Below are 22,082 nucleotides of genomic sequence, written 5' to 3' on the forward strand. Positions count from 1 at the left end.
AGGCCCGGGAGAAGGGGGCTTACCGGCGCCCCAGGAAGCGCCAGGCGCTGGGCAGGAGAAGGGCGGCCAGGACCGCCTTGACCAGGTCCCCGGGCAGGAAGGGGAAGAGGCCCATGGCCAAAAGGGCCCCGGTGCCGGCGAACTTGCCCACCCCTGCGAGCCAAGCGGCCAGCCAGGGGAGGCCCAGGAGGTAAAGGAGGGCGTTGCCCAGGAGCATGGCCAGGAGGGTGCCCAGGGGCTTGCGGTCTAGGCCCAGGCGCTCCACCAAAAGCCCCACCAGCCCCGCCGCCAGGGGGAAGGCCAGGAGGAACCCTCCGGTGGGGCCCAGGATCTTGGCCAAGCCCCCCGTGCCCCCGGCGAAGACGGGTAGGCCCATGGCCCCCTCCAGGAGGTAGGCCGTGAGGGCCAGGAAGCCCAGCCGGCTCCCCAGGGCTGCCCCTACCAGCAGGACCCCCAGGGTCTGCAGGGTGATGGGCACCGGGGTAAAGGGTAGGGGGAGGGCCACCTGGGCGGTGAGGGCCACCAGGAGGCTACCCCCCAGGACCAAGGAAAGGTCGCGGGCCAGGGTGCGGCCAGGCCAGAGGGTTTTGGCCAAGGGCAGATAGGGAAGGGTTTGGGTATGCATCCTCACCTCCATAGGCGCCGCAGGGGCGGCGGTAAACCCAAAATACCCCTTTGGGGTTGACGAGGCAAGCGGGCGAGGGGGTTTTGCGCCAGGGGTATACTGGAGGCATGGCTTCTGTCCCTGCCGCGCCTGCTCCTCCGGGGGTAGGATGGAAGGGATGGAAGTACTTCCATCTAGGAGGGGATCTATGAAGGTTGGCATCAACGGCTTTGGCAGAATCGGCCGCCAGGTTTTCCGCATCCTTCACGAGCGGGGCCTGGAGGTGGCCCTGGTCAACGACCTCACGGACAACAAGACCCTGGCCCACCTCCTAAAGTACGACTCCATCTACCGCCGCTTCCCCGGGGAGGTGGGCTACGACGAGGAAAACCTCTACGTGGACGGCAAGGCCGTGCGGGCCACCGCCATCAAGGACCCCAAGGAGATCCCCTGGAAGCAGGTGGGGGTGGAGGTGGTGGTGGAGTCCACCGGGGTCTTCACCGACGCGGAGAAGGCCAAGGCCCACCTCGAGGCCGGGGCCAAGAAGGTCATCATCACCGCCCCGGCCAAGGGGGAGGACCTCACGGTGGTCATGGGGGTGAACCACGAGGCCTACGACCCCGCCCGGCACCACATCCTCTCCAACGCTTCCTGCACCACCAACTCCCTGGCCCCGGTGATGAAGGTCCTGGAGGAGGCCTTCGGGGTGGAGAAGGCCCTCATGACCACGGTCCACTCCTACACCAACGACCAGAGGGTCCTGGACCTCCCCCACAAGGACCTCAGGCGGGCCCGGGCGGCGGCCATCAACATCATCCCCACCACCACCGGGGCGGCCAAGGCCACGGCCCTGGTCCTGCCCTCCCTCAAGGGGCGGTTTGACGGCACCGCCTTGCGGGTGCCCACGGCCACAGGGAGCATCTCCGACATCACCGCCCTCCTCAAGCGGGAGGTGAGCGCCGAGGAGGTGAACGCGGCCCTTAAGGCGGCGGCCCAGGGGCCTCTAAAGGGGATCCTGGCCTACACCGAGGACGAGATCGTCCTCCAGGACATCGTCATGGACCCCCACTCCTCCATCGTGGACGGGAAGCTGACCAAGGCCATCGGCAACCTGGTGAAGGTCTTCGCCTGGTACGACAACGAGTGGGGCTACGCCAACCGGGTGGCCGACCTGGTGGAGATGGTCCTACAGAAGGGGGTTTAGATGCGCACCCTGAAGGACCTGGACGCCCGGGGTAAGCGGGTCCTGGTGCGGGTGGACTACAACGTGCCCCTCAAGGATGGGGTGGTAGGGGACGAGACCCGCATCCAAGAAAGCCTTCCCACCCTGCGCCACCTCCTTTCCCAGGAGGCTTCCTTGGTCCTCCTCTCCCACCTGGGCCGTCCCAAGGGACCCGACCCCAAGTACTCCCTGGCCCCCGTGGCCGAGGCCCTGGGGAAGTACCTCCCCCGGGTGCGCTTCCTACCCCATAGCCCCGGTTCCGAGGAGGCCCTCCGGGCCGTGGAGGGCCTGGCCCCGGGGGAGGTGGCCCTCCTGGAGAACGTGCGCTTTGAGCCGGGGGAGGAGAAGGACGATCCCGAGCTGGCGTCCCGCTACGCCCGGCTGGGAGAGGCCTTCGTCCTGGACGCTTTCGGCAGCGCCCACCGGGCCCATGCCAGCGTGGTGGGGGTGGCCCGGCTCCTGCCCGCCTACGCGGGCTTCCTCCTGGAGAAGGAGGTCAAGGCCCTCTCCCGCCTCCTCCACGCCCCGGAACGCCCCTACGCCGTGGTCCTGGGCGGGGCCAAGGTTTCCGACAAGATCGGGGTGATGGAGAACCTCCTGCCCCGCATTGACCGCCTCCTCATCGGCGGGGCCATGGCCTTCACCTTCCTGAAGGCCTTGGGGAAAGAGGTGGGAAAGAGCCTGGTGGAGGAGGACCGGTTGGAGTTGGCCCGGGACCTTCTCAGGCGGGCCGAGGAGCTGGGGGTAGAGGTCCACCTGCCCCTGGACGTGGTGGCGGCGGAGCGCCCCGAGCCCGGGGTGGAGACCCGCATCTTCCCGGCGGAGGCCATCCCCATCCCCTACATGGGCCTGGACATCGGCCCTAAGACCCAGGAGGCCTTCGCTAAGGCCCTGGAGGGGGCCAAGACGGTCTTCTGGAACGGCCCCATGGGGGTCTTTGAGGTCCCCCCCTTTGACGAGGGAACCCTGGCCGTGGGCCGGGCCATCGCGGCCCTCGAGGGGGCCTTCACCGTGGTGGGCGGGGGGGACTCGGTGGCCGCGGTGAACCGCCTGGGCCTCAAGGACCGCCTGGGCCACGTTTCCACCGGGGGTGGGGCCAGCCTGGAGTACCTGGAGAAGGGCACCCTCCCGGGCCTCGAGGTCTTGCAGTAAGGCCCCAAAGGGCCATCCCCGCCCCTAAAGGGGCGGGGTTTCCCTTATGATGGCCCCATGCGCCGGGTACTGGTGGCAGGAAACTGGAAGATGCACAAGGTTCCTTCGGAGGCCCGGGTCTGGTTTGCCGAGCTCAAACGCCTCCTCCCTCCCTTGCAGTCCGAGGTGGCCGTCCTGCCCGCCTTCCCCATGCTCCCCGCGGCCAAGGAGGTCTTCTTTGCTACCCAGGTGGCCTACGGGGCCCAGGACGTCTCCCCCCACCGGGAGGGGGCCTACACCGGGGAGGTTTCCGCCCGAATGCTGGCCGACCTGGGCTGCCGCTACGCCATCGTGGGTCACTCGGAAAGGCGCCGCTACCACGGGGAAACGGATGCCCTGGTGGCGGAGAAGGCCAAGAGGCTTTTGGAGGAGGGCCTCACCCCCATCCTCTGCGTGGGGGAACCCCTGGAGGTGAGGGAGCGGGGGGAGGCGGTGCCCTACACCTTGGCCCAGCTCCGGGGAAGCCTGGAAGGGGTGGAGCCCAAAGCCCCTGAGGGGCTGGTGGTGGCCTACGAGCCCGTCTGGGCCATCGGTACGGGGAAAAACGCCACCCCCGAGGACGCCGAGGCCATGCACCAGGCCATCCGCCAGGCCCTGGGGGAGCGGTACGGAGAGGCCTTCGCCCAGCGGGTGCGCATCCTCTACGGGGGGAGCGTCAACCCCAAGAACTTCGCCGACCTCCTCTCCATGCCCAACGTGGACGGGGGCCTGGTGGGCGGGGCCAGCCTGGAGCTGGAAAGCTTCCTGGCCTTGCTCAAGTTAGCAGGGTAAAGAGTCCCTGCCTAGAGTCCGCACCCCCTGGCCCAGGCGAGGGGGTGCGGGTGGCAAGCCCTTCTACGCTAGCACACCGGGATCACAACAATCTGCTTTGGGGCTCGCACATAGTGGCTCGCACATAGTGGAATCCGTCCTTTAGTACCCCGCTTCAGGGCCACCTGGCGTACAGGGGTGACCCCGCTGGGGCCGGGAAGAAGGCCAGGGAGTGGGGGTATCGGTCTATGTTCCCCTCCCTGGGTACCTGGAAAACCTGGGCTGGCGTTAGGGGGTTTTGGCTGCTCTGCCGAAGCTGGTCTGGGCTCAGACGGGCGAACTGCCCTGCGCCGTAGGCGATCCAAAGCCCTCCGCTTTCGTCAAAGGCCATGCCGCTGAGCCGGCCGTTGCCGAGGAAGATCCGGACCGAGGGCTCCAGGGTCTGGGTACCTACTCCCGAAAGCTCTCCTGGTGTGAGGCGGTAGAGGGTCCCCGATAGGTAGGACATGACCCAGAGGTTCCCCTCCCGGTCAAAGGCCAGGTCGCTGTTGCCGAGGCGGTTGTTCCGGTTCCAGTGTAGGGCGATAAGGGTCCGGTCAGGGGCCTCGGTGGCCGGGATGGAATGGCCTAGGCGCCCGCGGTCGTAACGGAGGAGGGCGGGTTCCTGCAGGGTTCCGGCTTCCCCACGGCCCACCCAGAGGTTCCCCGCCCCGTCAAAAGCCAAGGTGCTGGGCTCGTTCACGCTGACCTGCACCCTGGGTGCCAGGGTGGTGACGTTGCTTCCGGCTCCGTCAAGCTGGTCTTTGTCCAGGCGGAAGATGGTATTCGCTTGGTAGACTGCTATCCAGAGATGGCCCTGCTCGTCAAAGGCCAGGTCATTGGGGCGGGTGTTCTGCCCCAGGCCCCCAATGTTGATGCGACGGTCGGGGATGGGGTTTCCCCCTGCCAGGCCCGCGGCCGGGTAGCGGTAGAGGTGGGGTTCGGAGTTGTATCGCCGCACCACCCATAGGTTGCCCTCTTGGTCAAAGGCCAAGGCCATGTAGGCCTGGGTATTGGCGTTGGGGTCAGGATTGACGAGGCTTGGGGTGCCTAGGGCGCTCCGGGGGAAGCCGTAGACCCGGTGGCTCAAAGACTCCCCCATCCACAGCCGGCCGCTGGTGGGGATGAGCCGGTAGCCCAGGCTGAGGGTGGCCTCCTGCCCTCGGCGCACGCAGGTGGAGGCTTGGGGGGCGGTGGGTACAAAGGCCTGGCGCACGATGGGGTGGGTGTCGGCGGTTCTCTCGGCCCTCAAGGTGTAGGGGCCGGCGGGGACGGGGAGGGTCTGGCTTTCCCCAATTTCCCGGGAGAGATCCGGTCCTTCCAGTCGGGCCCGGGCCGGGACCCCGGGGGGAAGGCCGCTGAGGCTGACCCGGAGGGTACCCTCACCTCCGGTGGGGCAGTTCCCGCCTGGGGGGGGTTGGTCACCGGGGGGGGTCTGGTTGCAGGCGCTCAAGGCGCTGAAGAGGAGAACACCTAGCCAGAAGCTCGCTTTGGTCCAGGACATTTGGTCACCTCACTCCCTTTCCCCTGTTCACAGGGTTGGAAGGTAGGGGGTAGCGCTCCTCCAGGTAGCGGAGTAGGTTACCCCAGTCCTTGAAGCGGCGGACCCGGTCCCCCTCCTTGAGAACAAGGGGCAGATGGGCTTTGGGGAAGACCCGGAGGAGAAGCAGCTTTCCTTCCACGGGTCTAGGGTTACACGGGGTAGCGTTGCAAAAGCGTTGCAACCGGGTGGTTTGGTCCAGGGCCGGTTTGCAACGGCTTTGCAACGCTCTTGGGGGAACATTCCCCGTGGGGGTGAGGGAATGAAGGAGAGGTTAACCCTCAGAGGAACCATCGCATACCTGATGGCCTTGCTTACTTTGGTCTGGCCCCTGGCCGGTTGTGGACAGCAGTCCCCACCGTATGGGGGTGGAACGCAAAGGGTGGCCGGGCAGATTGGGGACTGGCAGGCAGGGTATGTTTTGGAAGCTTTCCTGGTGGCGGGGGAGCGGAGGCGCGGTTATGGCACGGTGAACGTGGATAACAGGGGAGGGTTCTCCTATCAGCTTCCTCTCCCTAACCCCGGGGATCTGGTGGGCGTTTCCGAGTTCATCCGTGGTTTTGTGGGCCTTTCCCCTTCTCCTGAGTGCCAGCTGCGGAACATGCCGAGGATATCCCCCTCCAATGGCCAGGCAGCCCAGCTATTGCTTGCCGTCACCCCTGGTCCCGGGCAGCCGCGGTTTGCCATCTTTGCCGCGGACCGTCAAGCGGATGGCCTTGGGGTTTACGTTTACTTTAGTCAGGCCACCCAAGTACAGGGCCTTTTTGAGGTGGCCTGCAGATTTGGGCCAACTTCCCGAGTCCAGTACAACATCGATGCCCCCAGCTAACTGGAGCTATGTGGTCATCAGGGGGCAAATATTGGGCGAAGGCGGCAATGGCGAGGTTGTTTCCAGGGCGGCTCCTGGGGGGGATTTACAGTGGTTGATTTTCCCTTTCCCCATCGAGGAGTAAGCTATCCAGGGCATTCCAGAGGGCGCGGAGGGGTGCTTGGTGGTCCTCGGGCACGCTGGCGTGCATCCTTTCCCTCAGGTTGAGCAACTCCTGAACAAGGGGTTGGCTGTCAAGGTTCATGGCCCGGCGCAGGGCGATGCTGGCCAGAAGGAGAAGGTCAGGAAGGAAGCCCGTGTAGGTGGGTAGGGCCTCCCTGGCCTTCTCTGCCCAGGTAGAAGCCTCCTCGGTGCGGCCCTTGCGGAGGAGGAGGAGGGCCAGCCAAGCCGCATCCACGGGCCAGTCGGGGCGGGGGGAGGCCAGGGCTTGGCGGAGGAGGTCCTCGGCGGCCTCTAGGCGGTCCATTAGGAAGAGGGCCACCGCCAGATCCGCCTTGGCCTCGAGGGCGCTCTGCCGGAGCCCAGCCCCTTCGGCCAGGGCCAGGCTTTCCCGATAGCAGGCCTCGGCCTCAACCAGGTGGCCTAGCCAGAGCTCCGCTGTGCCCAGGGCCCTTAGGGCCTCCGCCGTTCCCCGGGGCTCATCCCTTTCCCGGAAGGTGCGGAGGGCTCTTTCTGCCCAAGCCCCTGCTTCGGCAAAGGCCCCAAAACGAAGGTAAAGCCCGGCCAGGTTTACCTCCACCCCCGCTTGGAAGTGAACCCGGCCCAGCTCCTTGAATAGGGCGTGGGCCTCCCCATAGGCTTCCAAGGCCTCCCCATACCGGCCTAGGCGGGCTAGGGCCAACCCTTGGAAGTTGCGGAAAACCCCAAGGATTTCCCTGTAGCCAAGGGCTTCCGCCTGGGCGCGGGCTTGGGCGGCTTCCTTTGCTGCCTGCTCCCAAGCTCCTTGGGCCAGGGCGCGGGCGCAGACGAACTGCCGCAAGCGCACCTCGGCGAGCCCAGGGCGGCCCAGGCTGGCAAGGTGATCCAACCACGCTTCCAGGTCGTCCCTCTCGGTGATGACCGCTAGCTTGGCCAAGAGGTAAGCCGACGCGGCCATCAGGTTGCTGTCCGCTCTTACCCTCGCCCCTTGCCAGATGGCCAAAGCTTCCTCCCAAGCCCCCCGAAGCCCCAGGTTGGAAAGGGCATCGGCGCGGAAGAGGCGGAGGTGGGGATGATCTCCTTCGGCCAGGGCCCTTTCGGCCATGGCCAGGGCTTCCGCCCACCGGCCTGCCATGGCCAGGGCTCGCACCCGGCGGAAGGCCACCTCCTGGCGCAAGGAGGGGGGGAGGCTAGGGGTTAGCCTTTCCAAGGCTTGGAGGACTTCGGCCTGATCCTGAAGGCGAGCGGATAGGTTTAGGGCTTCCTCCAAGGCTAGAAAAAGCTGCGCTTTCTCCAGCGGGCTAGCGCCAACCTGCTCTTGTACGCGCTTTGCCCAAAGGAGAACCTCTGCGGCCACGGCCAGGGCCTGCCGTTCCAAGGCTCTCAGGCCCGCTTCCAGGGCTGCCTTCCAGGCTTCCTGCAAGCGGCCAGCTTCTGCCAGGTGCCTATAGGGGGTCTCCCCCTGGGCTAGAAGGTCTTCTGCCAAAAGGCCGTGGAGGACCCTGAGGCGGGTTTCGGGAATATCCGCCAGCACGGCCTGCCGGATGAGCTCGTGAGCGAGGGTGAACCCTTGGGCCTCCCCACGCAGGTAGCCTGCGGCCTCCAGGGTTTCCAAGGTTTCCAGCCAGGCCAGGGTTTCCCCTCCGAGGAGGCGGCGTAGGGCGAAGGGATCCAGGGGCTTTTCCGCCACCGCCAGGAGCTGGGCTGCCTCCTTTCCCCCCAGGGCCTCGAGGCCCCGTACCACCTCTTCCCCAATGCTCCGGGGAAGGGGTAGCTCCCGGTAGTCCTCGGTGGCTTCGTCAAAAGGGGTGTGCCAGCCTTCCTTGTCGGCCCAAAGTAGGCCTTGGGCGAAGAGGTGCTCTAAGGTGCGCAGGAGGAAAAGGGGGTTGCCCCCTGTGGCCTGATGGAGCCTGCGGGAAAAGAGGACCCCTCCCGAGGTCATCCCTGAGAGCAAGCGCACCAAACGTAGGACATCCTCCTCCCCTATCGGCTCGAGCCGTACCAGCTGGAGGAGGTCTTCCCGCCCCAACTCCCTTAGGGCCAGGGCGAGGGGATGGGGTGGTTTCAGGGCTTCGGGACGGGTTGCGCCCAAAACCCTGACCCCAAAGGCGGCGGCCCGCCGCACCAGGTAGGGCAGAAAGGCCAGGGTGGCACCGTCCGCGTGCTGAAGGTCATCTAGGGCTATCACCCCACCTGGGGGTAGGCCTTGGACCAAAGCTCGCACCAAGGCCTCATGGAGGCGGGAAAGGGTGAGGGAGGCTTCCCCACCTGCCGGAGGGGGAGGGGGTGAGCCCAGTTCGGGCAGGAGCCGGGCCAGCTCCTCCCGCCAAGGGCTCTCCATGACGCCCAGGTTGCCTTTTTGCAAGGCATCCCGTAGACAATCGGTTAGGCCACCAAAGCCCACCTCCCTCAGCCCTTCCCGGTGGGCCACCATGCGGTAGTCCCGTTGCGTTTGGGCGTACTCCTGAAGGAGACGGGTCTTGCCAAGGCCTCCTTCCCCCACCAGGAGGAGAAAGCCTTTCCCCTGCTCCAGGGCTTTCCAGGCTTTTTCCCGTCCCACCAAGGGGGGACGGCGAAGGGAAGAAGGGGCGGAGAAGCTAAGGGGAGGAAGCTGCCCTTTGCGTAGGCTTTCGGCCAGGGCATTTAGTTCAGGGCCGGGCTCGGTACCAAGTTCCTTCCAAAGTAAGTTTTGGTACGCCTGGTAGGCCTCGAGGGCTTCCTGTGGCTCCCCTAAGGCGGCCAGAAGGTATACCCGAAGCCCTTGGGCCTCTTCCCGTAGGGGGTCCAGAGCCAGAAGCCTTTCCAGGGTTTCCAGGGCCTCCTTAAGGGCACCTGATTCGCGCAGTTCCTTGGTCCTGTGGAGGAGGGCTTGCACGTGGAGTTCCCTTAGGTGCTCCCGTGTAGATTCTAGCCATTCCTCAAACGAGGGGGCCCCTTTTACATGTATTCCTTCCAGAAACTCTCCCCTTATCAGGGAGGTAACCTGCCCCCACTCCCTGAGGGCTACGGCTTTTAGAAGTGCCTCGAGGTCCGTTTCTACCCCTTTGAGGGCTAGCCGACCCCCTTTTTCCTCCACGCAAGGGGTTATCTGCCGAAGGCGGAAAAGCTCCCGGCGCAGATTGGCTCGCGCCCGCTCCTCTGGCAGCTCCCAAAGGAGGCCAGCCAGGTGGCCCCGGTCCTGGGGGCCTTCCACCGCCAAGTACCCGATAAGCCCCCAGAGCTTGGCTGTGGGTAAAGCCACCTCTCGGTTTTCTTGGAGAAAACGCGGAGGACCCAGAAGGCTCAGGAACCCCATAGGGACGGTTCACATCATAGCCTCCCTTCCTTCCCCTAGCCAAGGGGCCCTTGAGCCCCCCTTCCCCCTGGACTACCCTAAAGCCATGCGCCTTCATCCCCGCACCCAGGCGGCCAAGGAGAGCATCTTCCCCCGGATGAGCCAGATGGCCCAGCGGCTTGGGGCCGTCAACCTGGGCCAGGGCTTTCCCTCCAACCCCCCGCCTCCTTTCCTCCTGGAGGCGGTGCGGCGGGCCCTGGGCCGGTACGACCAGTACGCCCCTCCCGCCGGCTTCCCCCCCTTGCGGGAGGCCCTGGCCGAGGAGTTCGCCGTCTCCCCAGAGGCGGTGGTGGTGACCTCGGGGGCCACGGAGGCCCTTTATGTCCTCCTGCAGAGCCTTCTGGGCCCGGGGGAGGAGGTGGTGGTCCTGGAGCCCTTCTTTGACGTCTACCTTCCCGATGCCTTCCTGGCGGGGGCCGAGGCCCGGCTGGTGCGGGTGGAGTTGACGGAGGCCGGCTTCCGCCTGGACCTGGAGGCTCTGGCGGGGGCCATCGGCGAAAGGACCCGGGTCCTCCTCCTCAACGCCCCCATGAACCCCACGGGCCTGGTCTTCCGCGAGGAGGAGCTTAGGGCCCTGGCCCACCTGGCCCGGCGGCACGACCTGGTTCTGGTTTCCGACGAGGTCTACGACGAGCTCTACTTTGGGGAGAGGCCTAGGCGCCTGCGGGAGTTCGCCCCCGAGCGCACCTTCACCGTGGGGAGTGCGGGGAAGCGCCTCGAGGCCACCGGCTACCGGGTGGGCTGGATCGTGGGGCCGCCCGAGTTCATGCCCACCCTGGCGGGGATGCGCCAGTGGACCAGCTTTGCCGCCCCCACCCCCTTGCAGGCCGGGGTGGCCGAGGCCCTGAGGCTGGCGCGGAAGGAGGGGTTCTATGAGGCCCTGCGGCAGGCCTACCGCAGGCGGCGGGACCTCCTCCTGGAGGGCCTCAGGGCCCTGGGCCTGCGCGCCTTTACCCCGGAGGGCACCTACTTCCTCATGGCCGAGCTTCCCGGCTGGGAGGCCTTTGCCCTCCTGGAGGCGGCCCGGGTAGCCCTGATCCCGGCCTCGGCCTTCTACCGGGAAGACCCCCCGCCCCACCTTTTCCGTTTCGCCTTCTGCAAGAGCGAGGAGGAGATCGCTTTGGCCCTGGAGCGCCTGGCGCCCGTGGTAAACTCCCCCTCGTGAAGCTCAAAGCGGTGGCGTACCTGAGTAACGGGGAGTTTCCCGTGGCCGAGGGGGAGGCCCTGGCCCTGTACCGGGCCATGCGCCGGGCCCGGTTTTTTGACGAGAAGGCCATGACCCTGCAGCGGCAGGGGCGGCTTGGGGTCTATGCCCCCTTCATGGGCCAGGAGGCGGCCCAGGTGGGCCTGGCCCTGGCCCTGGGGGAGGGGGACTGGGTGGTGCCCAGCTACCGGGAAAGCGCCCTCCTGCTGGCCCGGGGCCTGCCCATCCACACCCTCCTCCTCTACTGGCGGGCCCACCCCGCGGGCTGGGGGTTTCCCGAGGGGGTGCGGGCGGTAAATCCCTACATCCCCATCGCCACCCAGATCCCCCAGGCCGTGGGCCTGGCCCTGGCCGGGCGGTACCGGGGGGAGGACTGGGTGGTGGCCACCTCCATCGGGGACGGGGGGACCAGCGAGGGGGATTTCCATGAGGGGCTGAACTTCGCCGCCGTCTTCTCCGCCCCCGTGGTCTTCCTGGTGCAGAACAACGGCTACGCCATCAGCGTCCCCCGGTCCCGGCAGATGCGGGTGGACTACATCGCCCGCCGGGCCGAGGGCTACGGCATGCCCGGGGTGGTGGTGGACGGGAACGATGCCCTGGCCGTCTACCTGGAGGCTAAGAGGGCGGTGGAAAGGGCCCGGCGGGGGGAGGGGCCTACCCTCCTCGAGGCCCTCACCTACCGCCTAGCCCCCCACACCACCTCCGACGACCCCTCCCGGTACCGCACCCGGGAGGAGGAGGAGGCCTGGCGGGCCAAGGACCCCATCCTCCGCCTCCGCAAGGCCCTGGAGGAGCGGGGCCTATGGGACGAGGGGCAGGAGGCGGCCCTTCTGGAGGAGCTGGAGGCGGAGTTTGCCCGGGAGCTTTCCCTGGCCGACGCCGCCCCCGAGCCGAGGCCGGAGGAGATCGTGGAGCACGTCTACGCCGCCATGGGCCCCGACCAGCGGCGGGCCTGGGAAGCCCTGAGGCGGGGCCAACACGTGGAGGAGGTATGGTAGCGGAAAAGGCCCGGGTCCTGAACATGGTCCAGGCCATTCAGGAGGCCCTGGACCTGGCCCTGGCCCGCGACGAGCGGGTCTTGGTCTTCGGCGAGGACGTGGGGCGCCTGGGAGGGGTGTTCCGGGTCACCGAGGGGCTCCAGGCCAAGTACGGGGAGGCCCGCGTCTTTGACACCCCCCTGGCGGAAAGCGGCATCCTGGGCCTGGCCATGGGCCTGGCCATGGGGGGGATGCGGCCCGTGGCCGAGATCCAGTTTGCGGGCTTCCTCTACCCGGCCCTGGACCAGATCCTCTCCCACCTGGGGCGCTGGCGGCACCGCTCCCGGGGGCGGGTGGGCCTGCCCGTGGTGGTGCGGGCCCCCTACGGCGGCGGGGTGCACACCCCGGAGCAGCACGCGGATAGCCCCGAGGCCCTCCTCGCCCACACCCCTGGGGTCAAGGTGGTCATCCCCGCAAGCCCGGAAAGGGCCAAGGGCCTCCTCCTCGCGGCCATTGAGGACGAGGACCCCGTCTTCTTCCTCGAGGCCATCAAGCTTTACCGGGGCGCCCGGGCCGAGGTCCCCGAGGGCTACTACACCTTGCCCCTGGGCAAGGCCCGCATCCTCCGCCAGGGCAAGGCCGCCACCCTCATCGGCTACGGCGGCATGGTGGAGGTGATGCTGGAGGCGGCGGAGGTGGCCCGCAAGGAGGGGGTGGAGGTCACGGTCCTGGACCTGGAGACCCTGGTCCCCCTGGACGAGGACACCCTCCTGGAGGCGGTGCGGGAAACGGGTAGGGCCATCGTGGTCTACGAGGCCATGCGCACCGGGGGGTTTGGGGCCGAGATCGCGGCCCGCATCGCCGAAGGGGCCATCGATTACCTCCAGGCCCCCGTCCTCAGGGTGGCGGGGTACGACGCCCCCTACCCGCCCTTCAGCGCCATCGAACACCTCTACCGTCCCAACGCCCGCCGGGTCCTGGCCGCCTTGCGCCGGGCCCTGACCCACTAGGCCCGTTCCTACCCCGGGGGAGGCGGGAGCTTCCCCCGGGCGTTTTTTCCGGACGCGGCGTGGGGCATTTGGCAAGGAGTTTTGCTATAAGAACCGATAGCAATGGATTAATGTAAGTATACATCTTGACAAAAAGCCAAAGCTATCCCATCCTTAAGCCATGAGCTGGGGACCGGTAGGCGCGCCGCTCCTTAAGGACTTGATGCGGACCGAGCTGGTGGTGGCCGAGCCCCGCATGTCCCTGGAGGAGGCCCACCGCCTCATGGTGCAGACGGGGGTGCGGTACCTGCCCGTGGTGGAGGGGAGGCGCTACCTGGGGCTTCTGGGGGAGCGGCACCTCCGCCTGCCCCTGGCCCCTTGGGCCCCCAAGCACCTCCAAGCCGACCTCAAGGCCCCGGTGGGCCGCTTCCTCAAGCCCTTTCCCGAAGCCCACCCCGACGAGCCCCCGGAGGAGGCGGCCTTTCGCATGGAGGCCGCCCGGGTGGGGGCCATGCCGGTGGTGGAGGAGGGGCGGCTTTTGGGCCTGGTCACCGCCTACGACCTCCTGCGGGGGCTTTTGGCCCTCTTCCGCCCCCAGGTCCCAGCCAGCCGCCTCGAGGTCCTGGTGCCTGACCTGGAGCGCCTCGAGGCCGTCCTCCAGGCCCTGAGGGCCACCCGCACCCCCCTTGTGGGCCTCCACGTGTACCCGGAGGCGGGGGGGCTTGGCTTCCGCCTCCTCCTCCAGGTGGGGGTCTTGGACCCAAGGCCCCTGCGGGAGCGCCTTTGGGCCCTGGGGCTTTACCCCTTTAGCCCCTAGGACCCCGGTTTTCCCCAGGGGAAGCGCTAGAGTAAGGGGGATGGAACGGCCCATCTCCCAAAGGCTCTTCGCCGAGGCGCAAAAGCACATCCCGGGAGGCGTTTCCAGCCCCGTGCGGGCCTTCAAGGCCGTGGGGGGGACCCCGCCTTTTCTGGTCCGGGGGGAGGGCGCCTACGTCTGGGATGCCGACGGAAACCGCTACCTGGACTACGTGATGAGCTGGGGCCCCCTCATCCTGGGCCACGCCCACCCCGAGGTGGTCCGGCGGGTCCAGGAGGTGGCCCAGGAAGGGCTCACCTTCGGCGCCCCCCACCCCCTCGAGGCCCAGCTGGCCCAGGCGGTGAAGCGGGCCTACCCCCAGGTGGAGCTGGTGCGCTTCGTCAACTCCGGCACCGAGGCCACCATGTCCGCCATCCGCCTGGCCCGGGGGTACACGGGGCGGAAGTACCTGGTCAAGTTTCGCGGCAACTACCACGGCCATGCCGACGGCCTTTTGGTGGAGGCGGGGAGCGGGGCCCTCACCCTGGGGGTGCCCAGCAGCGCCGGGGTGCCCGAGGAGTACGCCCGCCTGACCCTGGTCCTGGAGTACAACGACCCCGAGGCCCTGAGGGCCCTCCTGCGCGAAAGGGGGGAGGAGATCGCGGCCATCCTCTTTGAGCCCGTGGTGGGGAACGCCGGGGTCCTGGTGCCCACCCCGGACTTCCTCCAGGCCCTTCACGAGGCCAGGGCCTATGGGGTCCTCCTCATCGCCGACGAGGTGATGACCGGCTTCCGCCTGGCCTTTGGCGGGGCCACGGAGCGGCTGGGCCTGAAGCCCGACCTCATCACCCTGGGCAAGATCCTGGGCGGGGGGCTCCCCGCGGCGGCCTATGCGGGCCGAAGGGAGATCATGGAGAAGGTGGCCCCCCTGGGCCCCGTCTACCAGGCGGGGACCCTTTCCGGCAACCCCCTGGCCATGGCCGCGGGGCTCGCCACCCTGGAGATCCTGGAGCGCAACCCCGGATACTACGCCTACCTGGAGGGGCTGGGGGCGGCTCTCGAGGCCGGCCTCCGCCAGCTCCTCTCCCGGAAGGGCATCCCCCACGCGGTGAACCGGGTGGGCTCCATGCTCACCGTCTTCTTCGCCGAGGGGCCCGTGGTCACCTTCCAAGACGCCAAGCGCACCGACCTGGGGCTTTTCCGCCGCTTCTTCCACGGCCTTTTGGACCGGGGGGTGTACTGGCCTCCCTCCAACTTTGAGGCCGCCTTCCTCTCCGTGGCCCACCGGGAGGAGGACGTGGCCAAGACCCTGGAGGCCTTGGACCAGGCCCTCTGATGCTCCAGCTCAAGGACCCCATCTGCGCCATCGCCACCCCCCCGGGCAAGGGGGCCATCGGGGTGGTGCGGCTTTCCGGGGAGGGGGCCCTGGAGGTGGCCGCCCGGGTCTGGCGGGGGAAGGATCCCAGGCGCCTTCCTGGGGGCCGTTTCACCCTGGGGGTGGTGGTGGACCCCCGGACGGGGGAGGCCCTGGACCAGGCCCTCCTCCTGGTCTTCCGCGCCCCCCGCTCCTACACCGGGGAGGACGCCTGTGAGTTCCACACCCACGGCTCCCCCGCGGTGCTCCGCCGGGTCCTCGAGGCCCTGGTGGCCGCGGGGGCCCGGGTGGCGGGCCCCGGGGAGTTCACCCTTAGGGCCTACCTCCACGGCAAGCTGGACCTGGCCCAGGCCGAGGCGGTCTTGGCCCTGGTGGAGGCCGAGGGGGAGCTGGCCCGCCGGCAGGCCCTTAGGGCCTTGGAGGGAAGCCTTTCCCAAAAGATCGCCCAGCTGGAGGACCGCCTCCTCTCCCTCCTGGCCCACATCCAGGCCCTCCTGGACTACCCCGAGGAGGGGGTGGAGCCCCTGGAGGCGGAAAGGACCCTGCGCCAGGCCCTGGAGGAGGTGGAGGGGCTTCTGGCCCAGGCCAAGGCCTCCCGCCTGGCCCAACGGGGGGCCCGCCTGGCCCTGGTGGGGGCCCCCAACGCGGGGAAAAGCTCCCTGCTTAACGCCCTTTTGGGCTACGAGCGGGCCCTGGTTTCCCCCATCCCCGGCACCACCCGGGACTACCTGGAAGCCCCCCTGGAGCTTTTTGGCATTCCCCTCCTGGCGGTGGACACCGCCGGGGTGCGGGACACGGAGGACCCCTTGGAGCGGGCCGGGGTGGAGCGGGCCCTGCGCATCGCCGAGGAGGCGGACCTGGTCCTCTACGTGGCCGACCGCTCTGCCCCCAGGCCCTCCCCGCCCCCCCTGCCCTGGGGGCGCACCCTGAAGGTGGCCAGCAAGGCCGACCTGCCCCCCGCCTGGGAGGACCCGGACTTCCTCCCCGTCTCCAGCCGGACGGGGGAGGGGCTTGGAGCCCTTAAGGAGGCCATCCGGGAGGCCCTCCTGGGCGGGGGCGGAGGGGAGTACCTCCTCACCGAGCGCCAGGCCGAGGTCCTCACCCGGGTCAAGGAGCGCCTCGAGGAGGCCCTCACCCTTCCCGAGGACCTCATGGGCCTGGCCCTGGAAGAGGCCCTGAAGGCCCTGGCCGCCCTAAGGGGCCGGGGGGAGGTGGCCGAGGAGGTGGTGGCCCGGGTTTTCCAGAACTTCTGCGTGGGCAAGTAGCTAGGGCAGGAAGCCGTCCAGGATGGCCTCCACCTGGTCGGTTTCTATGAGGAAGGCGTCGTGCCCGTGGGGGCTTCGGATCTCCCGGTACCGCCCCCCCGCCAGCCTCGCCGCCTCCCGCACCTCCTTGGCGGGGTAGAGGAGGTCCGAGTCAATGCCCACGAAGAGGGAAGGCAGGCCCTGGAGCCTCCTCAGGGCCTTTTCCAGCCCGCCCCGCCCCCGGCCCACGTGGTGGGTGTCCATGGCCCGGGAGAGGACCAGGTAGCTTTCCGCGTGGAAGCGCCGGAGGAACTTCTCCCCCTGGTGGTCCAGGTAGGTCTCCCCCCGCTCCGGCTCCTCCCCCCAGCGGGCCTCAAACCCCTGGGGGGCCCGGTAGCTCATCATGGCGATGCCCCGGGCCAGGGCCATGCCCCGGGGGGCGGGGTGGCCCTTCTGGTACTCCGGGTCCTGCAGGATGGCCTGCCGGGCCAGGTGGTTGAAGGCCCGGGCCCAGGGGCCGTGCCGGGCCGGGGCGGCCAGGACCACCAGCTTCCGCACCCGCTCCGGGTACATGAGGGCGAACTCCAAGGCCACCATCCCCCCCAGGCTCCCCCCGATCACCACCGCCTTTTCCACCCCCAGGTGGTCCAGGAGCCGGGCCTGGGCCCGGGCCAGGTCGCGGATGGTGAGGGGAGGGAAGTCCCGGCCATAGGGCCTGCCCGTGCGGGGGTCGGGGGAGAGGGGGCCGGTGGAGCCGTAGCAGCTTCCCAGGTGGTTGGCGGAGATCACGTAGTAGAGGGCCGGGTCCAGGATCCGCCCCGGGCCCACCAGGGCGTCCCACCAGCCCTCCTTCCCGAAGGCCTGCTCCAGGGGGGAGAGGCTTTGGAAGGTCGCCTCGTCGTAGGTGCCCGCCAGGTGGGCGCTGCCCGTGAGGGCGTGGAAGACCAAGACGGCGTTGTCCCGCAGGCGGGAGAGGCGGCCATAGGTCTCAAAGCGCAGCCGCACCTCCGGCAGGTACCCCCCGAGCTCGGTGTAAAACCCCTCCCGCCGGGGGAAGAGCACCGCGGTGCGGGGCCTGGGCGGGGGGATGGAGAGGGGGGAGCGGGGGGGTTTGAGGAGGAGGGCCTCGTGCTCTCCCCAGGCCTCGAGGGCGATCTCGCTCATCCCAGGGCCTCCTGTAGCTCCGCCTTCAGGTCCTCCACGTGTTCCAGGCCCACGCTGAGCCGCACCATCTCCGGGGAAACCCCGGCCAGGGCCTGCTCCTCGGGGCTGAGCTGGGAGTGGGTGGTGGAGGCGGGGTGGATGGCCAGGGTCCGGGTGTCCCCCACATTGGCCAGGTGGGAGATGAGCTTGAGCCTGCTTATGAAGGCCTTGGCCGCCTCGTACCCCCCCTTGAGGCCGAAGGTGAGGACCGCCCCCGGCTTGCCCCGGAAGTACTTCTGGGCCCGGGCGTGGTGGGGGTGGTCGGCGAGCCCGGGGTAGTTCACCCAGGCCACCTGGGGGTGTTCCCGGAGCCAGTGGGCCAAGTGCAGGGTGTTCTCCACGTGCCGCTCGGCCCTCAAGGAGAGGGTTTCCATGCCCAGGAGGACCAAAAAGGCCTCAAAGGGCCCCAGGGCCTGCCCCTGGTCGCGCAGGCCGTCCACCCGGGCCTTGACGATGAAGGCCAGCTCCCCAAAGGCCTCGGTGAGCCGCAGGCCGTGGTAGCCGGGCTGGGGCTCGGTGAGGAGGGGGTAGCGGCCATTCTCCCAGGGGAAGTTCCCCCCGTCCACGATGGCCCCGGCGATCACCGCCCCGTGCCCCCCCACCCACTTGGTGAGGGAGTGGGTGACCAGGGCCGCCCCCCACGCGAGGGGCCGCAGGAGGTAGCCCCCCATGCCGAAGGTGTTGTCCACGATGAGGGCCACCCCCGCCTCCCGGGCGGCCTGGGCCAGGGCCTCGAGGTCGGGGATGTTGAGGGCGGGGTTGCCGATGGACTCCACCCACCAAGCCCGGGTCTTCTGGTCGGTAAGGGCCAAAAACTCCTCCGGCCGCTCTTCGCGGGAGGTGAAGCGCACCTCAATCCCCAGCCGCTTCAGGGTCACCTTGAACTGGTTGAAGGTGCCCCCGTAGAGGTTGGGGGTGGAGACAATGTTGTCCCCCGCCTGGGCCAGGGTGGTGAGGGCCAGGAACTGGGCCGCGTGGCCGCTGGCGGCGGCCAGGGCGGCCTTGCCCCCCTCCAGGGCCGCCAGGCGCTTCTCCAGGACCTCCACCGTGGGGTTCATGATGCGGGAGTAGATGTTGCCGAAGGCCCGGAGGGCGAAGAGGTCGGCGGCGTGCTCAGGGCTTTGGAAGACGTAGCTGGTGGTGGGGTAGATGGGTACCTGGCGGCTTAGGGTGGTGGGCTCGGGCGTGTAGCCCGCATGGAGCTGCAGGGTCTCAAAACGCATCTCGGCCTCCTTTCCCAATACCCGGCCTGGGGCGCTTGGGGAAGGGGCCAAAAACTAGCCCCTTCCGGCAAGAGGCACCGTTCTCTCGCCTAGAAGGGGTTGGGCGTGGCGCTTACCCCCCTCTCTTATCGTCCCCGGGCGTTTCCCCCGCCCGGGCCGGCCTTGGCACCAGCCCCGCCCGCATCCGGCAATGGGACGGAAGGGGCGGGAGGTTGCCGCGGTTTCGCAGGGCCGTACCCTCCACCGCTCTGGATAAGAGAACGGGCTGGTTTTCGCCGCGCCCCGGCGCGGTTAGGGGTTAGTGTAGGCCAAGGGGGGAGGGGCGTCAACCCCTTTGACCTTTTCCCCTCCCTCCCCTATACTGGACTCCGCTACGGGGAGTAGCGCAGCCCGGTAGCGCACCTCGTTCGGGACGAGGGGGTCGCTGGTTCAAATCCAGTCTCCCCGACCAGAAGGCCGGCCCTGGGGCCGGCCTTTCGTATACTCCGGGGGTGGAATTCCTGGCGGGCCTGGGCCTTTTCCTCCTGGGGCTGGAGCAGATCCAGGGGGGCCTGGCCCGCCTGCCCGGGCGGCGGCACCTTTTGGGCCGGGCCCTGGGCCGCCCCTTGGGAGCCCTCTTCTTCGGTTTCCTTCTGGGCCTCCTTTCTGGAAGCGGCTCGGGCCTAAGCCTCCTGGCCCTGGGCCTTCTGGAAGGCCGGGTCCTTACCCTCCCCTTGGCTGCCCTCCTCTCCTTGGCGGCCACCGCCGGGGCCACCTTCTGGGTGGGGGTGCTGGTCCTGGGCGGGCCTGGGGGGGCGGAGCTCCTTCTGGGGCTTGGCCTCCTCCTGGGCCTCCTGCCCTGGGGCCGCCCTTTGGGCCAGGTGCTCCTGGGCCTGGGCCTCCTCCTTCTGGGCTTTGGCCTCATGGGGGGAGGCGCGGAAGGGGTGGCCCGCCTCCTGGGGGGGCTGGGCCTTCCCCTTTGGGGGTACTACCTCCTGGGGGTGGTCCTGGCCCTCCTCCTGGGCTCCGCCAACGGGGTGGTGGCCCTGGGCTTGGCCCTGGGCCCGGCCCTTTCGGGGGCGGCGGGGGTGGCCCTGGTCCTGGGGGCGGGCGTGGGCACCACGGGAAGCCTGCTCCTGGCCGCCCTGGGAGGGCGGCGGGAGGCCTGGCGGCTTTTCCTGGTGGTGGGCGCCCACCGCCTCCTCCTCTCCCTGCCCCTTCTGGCCCTGGCCCCGTGGCTGGGCGGGGTGGGGACGGTGGGGCTTCATGCCCTTTCCCACCTGCTCTATGCCCTTCTTTTTCCCCTCTGGGCCGGGGCTTATGGCCGCCTGGCCGAGCGGCTTTTCCCCAGCCCCCAAGTGGCCCCCCGCTACCTCTCCAAGGAGGCCCTGGACAGCCCCCGCCTGGCCCAGGCCCTGGTGCAGCGGGAGCTTGCCCGGGTGGCGGATGCGGTGCGGGACATGCTAGCCAAGGCCCTGCGCATCCTAAGCCAAGAGGAGGGGGGGGAGAGGGAGCTTTCCGAGCTGGAGGAAAAGGTGGACCGCCTGACCCGGGAGGTGGTGCTCTACACGGCGGAGCTTTCCACCAAAACCCCGGACGAGCGCACGGTGCGCCTTTTCGTGGCCGCTTCCGAGCTGGAGCATCTGGGGGACCTGGTGCGCCGGGTGGTCCGCCAGGCGGAGCGGCTTTGGGCCCAGGGGCTTACCTTCAGCCAGGAGGGAAAGGAGGACCTCCTGGAAGGCCTGCGAAGGGTGCTGGGCCGCCTGGAGGGGATGGCCGCGGCCTTGGCCACCGGGGAGAAGGCCCTGGCCCAGGAGGTCTTGGCCCAAAGCAAGGAGGAGGAAGGCTTCCTGGACCGGCTGCGCCGGGCCCACCTGGCCCGCCTCGAGGGTGGCGGCCAGGAAACCCGGGCCACCACCCTGGCCCACCTGGACCTCCTCATCACCCTGGAAGAGCTTTCCGCTGGCATAGATAGGCTTTGCCGCCTGGTGCTGGAGCTTTAAGCTAAGGGGCGTGGTGAGGATCCTGGGCGGCAAGGCCAAGGGTGTGCCCCTCAAGGTGCCGGCCTCGGCCCGGCCTTCTCCCGTGCGCCTGAGGAAGGCCCTTTTTGACTACCTGCGCCTGCGCTACCCCAAGCGGGGCTCCTTCCTAGACCTCTATGCGGGGAGCGGGGCGGTGGGCCTCGAGGCCGCCAGCGAGGGCTTTACCGCCACCCTGGTGGAGAAGGACCCGCAGGCCGTGGCCCTCCTAAAGGAAAACGCCCGACGCACGGGGCTTCCCGTGCGCATCGTGCCCCTTCCCGTGGAGGTTTTCCTGCCCGAGGCCCAGGCCCGGGGCGAACGCTACACCGTGGCCTTCATGGCCCCCCCTTACCCCATGGACCTGGTCCAGGCCTTCCAGGCCCTGCTGCAAAGCGGCCTGGTGGAGCCTGGGGGGCTTTACATCCTCCAGCATCCCAAGGACCTGGTCCTTCCCATGGGGGAGCGGCGGGTCTACGGGGAGAACGCCCTCACCTTGGTGGAGGTATGAATGCACGTCGTCTATCCAGGAAGCTTTGACCCCCTGACCAACGGCCACCTGGACGTGATCCAGCGGGCCAGCCGCCTCTTTAGCCGGGTTACGGTGGCGGTGCTGGAAAACCCCAGCAAGCGGGGCCAGTACCTCTTTACCGCTCAGGAGCGCCTCGGCATCATCCGCGAGGCCACGGCCCACCTGCCCAACGTAGAGGCCCAGACCTTCTCCGGGCTCTTGGTGGACTTTGTGCGCCGGGTGGGGGCCCAGGCCATCGTCAAGGGCTTGCGGGCGGTTTCCGATTACGAGTATGAGCTGCAAATGGCCCACCTCAACCGCCAGCTCCTGCCCGGCCTGGAAACCCTTTTCATCCTCTCGGCTACCCGCTACTCCTTCGTGTCCAGCACCATGGTGAAGGAGATTGCCCGCTACGGGGGGGATGTGTCCAAGCTGGTTCCCCCCGCCACCCTGCGGGCCCTCAAGGCCAAGTTTGGCTAGGCCAAGCGGTGGGGCTTTACTTGAGAGGTTGAAACCAACTATACTTTTCCGCCTTGACCGACGGATTAGGCCTTTTTCTCGCTTTACCAAAGCGAAGCGATGTCCCAAAGGGAGCTGAAGGGGCAAACTTGTACCGGGTATACCGTTCCAGTAAGGTGGTAGAATAGGGGTGCCTGGAAGCCCAGGCGGGCATCTTGACAAGCAGTTTTTGCCTTACCCAAGGGCAATATGCGCTTTAGAGTTCTTATCGGCCCCTTCTCCTGCGGCTTGCCAACGGCCCAAACCCCGCAAAACCCCCGTTATACGGCGTGTGTATATTCCAAGCTTCATCTTTCTCACAAACCCCCCCTCTAAGAACCCCGTCCTGGACGGGATTATGAGAGGGGTACCGTTGCAAAAGTGGCTTCCCCGCAAGGGGATTGCGACCCCAAAGCAT

At 68.3% G+C, this 22,082-nt stretch carries 18 protein-coding genes, 1 tRNA gene, 1 CRISPR repeat array and 1 riboswitch (1 of these 21 running past the window's edge); of the genes, 13 read left to right on the forward strand and 6 right to left on the reverse strand.

Features of this window, described 5'->3' with window-relative positions; genetic code table 11:
• Positions 1 to 19: 19 nt before the first annotated feature.
• On the reverse strand, positions 20 to 625 hold the full coding sequence (locus tag TCCBUS3UF1_RS05470) for a biotin transporter BioY (RefSeq protein ID WP_014515514.1): 606 nt from the start codon (positions 623 to 625) through the stop codon (positions 20 to 22).
• A gap of 187 nt (positions 626 to 812) precedes the next feature.
• Here TCCBUS3UF1_RS05470 and gap point away from each other — a divergent pair, with 187 nt between their 5' ends.
• From gap to tpiA, 3 genes are read left to right on the forward strand one after another with little or no spacing between them, the layout of a single operon-like run.
• The gene (gene gap / locus TCCBUS3UF1_RS05475) at positions 813 to 1,808 is read left to right on the forward strand and encodes a type I glyceraldehyde-3-phosphate dehydrogenase (RefSeq protein ID WP_014515515.1); all 996 of its coding nucleotides are present in this window, start codon (positions 813 to 815) and stop codon (positions 1,806 to 1,808) included.
• Positions 1,809 to 2,978 (forward strand): phosphoglycerate kinase, encoded by a 1,170-nt coding sequence (gene pgk / locus TCCBUS3UF1_RS05480; RefSeq protein WP_014515516.1) that lies wholly within the window; start codon positions 1,809 to 1,811, stop codon positions 2,976 to 2,978.
• A gap of 57 nt (positions 2,979 to 3,035) precedes the next feature.
• Positions 3,036 to 3,788, forward strand: a complete 753-nt coding sequence (tpiA, locus tag TCCBUS3UF1_RS05485; protein ID WP_014515517.1) for a triose-phosphate isomerase — start codon at positions 3,036 to 3,038, stop codon at positions 3,786 to 3,788.
• Between the two features lie 154 nt (positions 3,789 to 3,942).
• Here tpiA and TCCBUS3UF1_RS05490 read toward each other — a convergent pair whose 3' ends face one another.
• From TCCBUS3UF1_RS05490 to TCCBUS3UF1_RS05495, 3 genes are all read right to left on the reverse strand, one after another.
• On the reverse strand, positions 3,943 to 5,310 hold the full coding sequence (locus TCCBUS3UF1_RS05490) for a hypothetical protein (protein WP_014515518.1): 1,368 nt from the start codon (positions 5,308 to 5,310) through the stop codon (positions 3,943 to 3,945).
• A gap of 4 nt (positions 5,311 to 5,314) precedes the next feature.
• On the reverse strand, positions 5,315 to 5,488 hold the full coding sequence (locus TCCBUS3UF1_RS11790; protein WP_014515519.1) for a hypothetical protein: 174 nt from the start codon (positions 5,486 to 5,488) through the stop codon (positions 5,315 to 5,317).
• A 772-nt stretch (positions 5,489 to 6,260) separates the two neighbouring features.
• On the reverse strand, positions 6,261 to 9,554 hold the full coding sequence (locus tag TCCBUS3UF1_RS05495; protein WP_196793729.1) for a BTAD domain-containing putative transcriptional regulator: 3,294 nt from the start codon (positions 9,552 to 9,554) through the stop codon (positions 6,261 to 6,263).
• A gap of 139 nt (positions 9,555 to 9,693) precedes the next feature.
• Between TCCBUS3UF1_RS05495 and TCCBUS3UF1_RS05500 the strand changes: the two genes are divergently transcribed.
• From TCCBUS3UF1_RS05500 to mnmE, 6 genes are all read left to right on the forward strand, one after another.
• Positions 9,694 to 10,812: a pyridoxal phosphate-dependent aminotransferase gene (locus TCCBUS3UF1_RS05500; RefSeq protein ID WP_014515522.1), complete on the forward strand. Its 1,119-nt coding sequence runs from the start codon at positions 9,694 to 9,696 to the stop codon at positions 10,810 to 10,812.
• Positions 10,809 to 11,849 carry a pyruvate dehydrogenase (acetyl-transferring) E1 component subunit alpha gene (pdhA, locus tag TCCBUS3UF1_RS05505; protein WP_014515523.1) on the forward strand — a complete coding sequence of 347 codons (1,041 nt, stop codon included), beginning with the start codon at positions 10,809 to 10,811 and terminating at the stop codon, positions 11,847 to 11,849. Before TCCBUS3UF1_RS05500 ends, pdhA begins: the two co-directional genes overlap by 4 nt.
• Positions 11,843 to 12,838 carry an alpha-ketoacid dehydrogenase subunit beta gene (locus TCCBUS3UF1_RS05510; RefSeq protein WP_014515524.1) on the forward strand — a complete coding sequence of 332 codons (996 nt, stop codon included), beginning with the start codon at positions 11,843 to 11,845 and terminating at the stop codon, positions 12,836 to 12,838. The genes pdhA and TCCBUS3UF1_RS05510 overlap by 7 nt, the downstream gene beginning before the upstream one ends.
• Positions 12,839 to 13,040: 202 nt before the next feature.
• Entirely contained in the window at positions 13,041 to 13,634 is a 594-nt protein-coding gene (locus tag TCCBUS3UF1_RS05515; RefSeq protein ID WP_014515525.1) for a CBS domain-containing protein, read from the forward strand.
• Positions 13,635 to 13,674: 40 nt separating this feature from the next.
• On the forward strand, positions 13,675 to 14,949 hold the full coding sequence (gene hemL, locus TCCBUS3UF1_RS05520) for a glutamate-1-semialdehyde 2,1-aminomutase (RefSeq protein ID WP_014515526.1): 1,275 nt from the start codon (positions 13,675 to 13,677) through the stop codon (positions 14,947 to 14,949).
• Positions 14,949 to 16,253: a tRNA uridine-5-carboxymethylaminomethyl(34) synthesis GTPase MnmE gene (mnmE, locus tag TCCBUS3UF1_RS05525; protein WP_014515527.1), complete on the forward strand. Its 1,305-nt coding sequence runs from the start codon at positions 14,949 to 14,951 to the stop codon at positions 16,251 to 16,253. Before hemL ends, mnmE begins: the two co-directional genes overlap by 1 nt.
• Here the strand turns inward: mnmE and metX are convergent, their stop codons facing one another.
• The gene (gene metX, locus TCCBUS3UF1_RS05530) at positions 16,254 to 17,396 is read right to left on the reverse strand and encodes a homoserine O-acetyltransferase (RefSeq protein WP_014515528.1); all 1,143 of its coding nucleotides are present in this window, start codon (positions 17,394 to 17,396) and stop codon (positions 16,254 to 16,256) included. It lies immediately after the preceding gene.
• The gene (locus TCCBUS3UF1_RS05535) at positions 17,393 to 18,658 is read right to left on the reverse strand and encodes an O-acetylhomoserine aminocarboxypropyltransferase/cysteine synthase family protein (protein ID WP_041433781.1); all 1,266 of its coding nucleotides are present in this window, start codon (positions 18,656 to 18,658) and stop codon (positions 17,393 to 17,395) included. The genes metX and TCCBUS3UF1_RS05535 overlap by 4 nt, the downstream gene beginning before the upstream one ends.
• A 122-nt stretch (positions 18,659 to 18,780) precedes the next feature.
• Positions 18,781 to 18,917: riboswitch (SAM riboswitch) on the reverse strand.
• Positions 18,918 to 19,032: 115 nt separating this feature from the next.
• Here TCCBUS3UF1_RS05535 and TCCBUS3UF1_RS05540 point away from each other — a divergent pair.
• The 4 genes from TCCBUS3UF1_RS05540 (at position 19,033) to coaD (ending at position 21,646) form a co-directional block, all read left to right on the forward strand.
• Positions 19,033 to 19,109, forward strand: a tRNA-Pro gene (locus tag TCCBUS3UF1_RS05540).
• Positions 19,110 to 19,149: 40 nt separating this feature from the next.
• Positions 19,150 to 20,640 (forward strand): PhoU domain-containing protein, encoded by a 1,491-nt coding sequence (locus TCCBUS3UF1_RS05545; protein ID WP_014515530.1) that lies wholly within the window; start codon positions 19,150 to 19,152, stop codon positions 20,638 to 20,640.
• A gap of 10 nt (positions 20,641 to 20,650) precedes the next feature.
• Positions 20,651 to 21,166, forward strand: a complete 516-nt coding sequence (locus TCCBUS3UF1_RS05550; protein ID WP_041433782.1) for an RsmD family RNA methyltransferase — start codon at positions 20,651 to 20,653, stop codon at positions 21,164 to 21,166.
• The gene (gene coaD, locus TCCBUS3UF1_RS05555; RefSeq protein ID WP_014515532.1) at positions 21,167 to 21,646 is read left to right on the forward strand and encodes a pantetheine-phosphate adenylyltransferase; all 480 of its coding nucleotides are present in this window, start codon (positions 21,167 to 21,169) and stop codon (positions 21,644 to 21,646) included.
• Positions 21,647 to 22,036: 390 nt separating this feature from the next.
• Positions 22,037 to 22,082: a CRISPR direct-repeat array (repeat unit 36 nt; unit sequence GTTGCAAAAGTGGCTTCCCCGCAAGGGGATTGCGAC); it runs 1,337 nt beyond the window's last position.

This window comes from Thermus sp. CCB_US3_UF1 (genome assembly GCF_000236585.1).
Taxonomy (GTDB): domain Bacteria; phylum Deinococcota; class Deinococci; order Deinococcales; family Thermaceae; genus Thermus.

Excerpts from the sequence above, each read along its gene's own strand:
- TCCBUS3UF1_RS05490 (WP_014515518.1), bottom strand. The coding sequence starts at position 5,310 with ATGTCCTGGACCAAAGCGAGCTTCTGGCTAGGTGTTCTCCTCTTCAGC.
- TCCBUS3UF1_RS05470 (WP_014515514.1), bottom strand. The coding sequence starts at position 625 with ATGCATACCCAAACCCTTCCCTATCTGCCCTTGGCCAAAACCCTCTGG.
- TCCBUS3UF1_RS05510 (WP_014515524.1), top strand. The coding sequence starts at position 11,843 with ATGGTAGCGGAAAAGGCCCGGGTCCTGAACATGGTCCAGGCCATTCAG.
- coaD (WP_014515532.1), top strand. The coding sequence starts at position 21,167 with ATGCACGTCGTCTATCCAGGAAGCTTTGACCCCCTGACCAACGGCCAC.
- TCCBUS3UF1_RS05515 (WP_014515525.1), top strand. The coding sequence starts at position 13,041 with ATGCGGACCGAGCTGGTGGTGGCCGAGCCCCGCATGTCCCTGGAGGAG.
- metX (WP_014515528.1), bottom strand. The coding sequence starts at position 17,396 with ATGAGCGAGATCGCCCTCGAGGCCTGGGGAGAGCACGAGGCCCTCCTC.
- mnmE (WP_014515527.1), top strand. The coding sequence starts at position 14,949 with ATGCTCCAGCTCAAGGACCCCATCTGCGCCATCGCCACCCCCCCGGGC.
- hemL (WP_014515526.1), top strand. The coding sequence starts at position 13,675 with ATGGAACGGCCCATCTCCCAAAGGCTCTTCGCCGAGGCGCAAAAGCAC.
- tpiA (WP_014515517.1), top strand. The coding sequence starts at position 3,036 with ATGCGCCGGGTACTGGTGGCAGGAAACTGGAAGATGCACAAGGTTCCT.
- TCCBUS3UF1_RS05500 (WP_014515522.1), top strand. The coding sequence starts at position 9,694 with ATGCGCCTTCATCCCCGCACCCAGGCGGCCAAGGAGAGCATCTTCCCC.
- gap (WP_014515515.1), top strand. The coding sequence starts at position 813 with ATGAAGGTTGGCATCAACGGCTTTGGCAGAATCGGCCGCCAGGTTTTC.
- TCCBUS3UF1_RS05535 (WP_041433781.1), bottom strand. The coding sequence starts at position 18,658 with ATGCGTTTTGAGACCCTGCAGCTCCATGCGGGCTACACGCCCGAGCCC.
- pgk (WP_014515516.1), top strand. The coding sequence starts at position 1,809 with ATGCGCACCCTGAAGGACCTGGACGCCCGGGGTAAGCGGGTCCTGGTG.